The 768-nt window shown below is 43.5% G+C and carries 1 protein-coding gene and 1 pseudogene; both read right to left on the reverse strand.

Annotation, left to right across the window (positions count from 1 at the left end; genetic code table 11):
• Positions 1–458: portal protein (locus tag ACFIL8_RS11585; protein WP_375689931.1), on the reverse strand; the 458-nt coding region annotated here is incomplete at its 3' end.
• Positions 443–768 (reverse strand): annotated as a pseudogene (locus ACFIL8_RS11590) (PBSX family phage terminase large subunit); the annotation flags it as partial. The gene ACFIL8_RS11585 and the pseudogene ACFIL8_RS11590, both read right to left, overlap by 16 nt.

The following is a 768-nucleotide window of genomic DNA, read 5'->3' on the forward strand; positions in this document are numbered from 1 at the left end:
TCATAATCAAGGCGTGTATCTGTCCAGCCCATACCGCAAATAATTGCATCTTGAAAAGCATCGGAATCTTCGTATTCGCCATCGGCTTCATCGCGAAACCATTCGGCTGCTCCTGTCAGAATCTGGTTTGCAAAGGCAGCGCCTTCTTGTCGTGGAATAAATTGGACTTGCCTTTTATTATTGCGCTCAGCCCCGATGACAGCATTAATTAAAGGTGCAATACGATTAAAAGTCATCACGGGTCTGTTTTGTTCGTGCAAGACAGCAAGGTCTTGCTCATTCCATTGCCGCCCATTATAAAAATCGTAATCTTCTTGGGCATTTTTTCGCCATTTTTCGACATGGGTAATATCATCCTGATACCATCCCACGAGTTTTTTAAAGAGAGCTTGATTTTCAAGCGTTTCGATTTGATTAAAAGAAGAATTTGTAGAACTATTCATTAAAAAGCCATCCATGAAGTTTGAGAATGGTGAGAAGAGCGATAAGGTTTTTTTTGCGCTCTAGCATTTGGTTGTTCATAAGCCACACACATCAGTCCAAAGGCATCGGCGCCATGGCTTGCCCAATCATGTTCAGCGCCTAGTCCGATATTGCGCTGTTCATCACGCTTTTCATGATACCAGGCGAGCGCTTTTCTCCCGGCAGATGTCGTTTCACGATTAAACCATAGAGCAGGAAACAACCGCCTTACGGCTTCGATACGCATTTTAACAGCGCCTGTTCCTTGGTTAGGAATTATTTTGGTTTGAAAACCGGCTTGTTGAA

This window comes from Bartonella sp. AP57NXGY (genome assembly GCF_042195805.1).
Taxonomy (GTDB): domain Bacteria; phylum Pseudomonadota; class Alphaproteobacteria; order Rhizobiales; family Rhizobiaceae; genus Bartonella.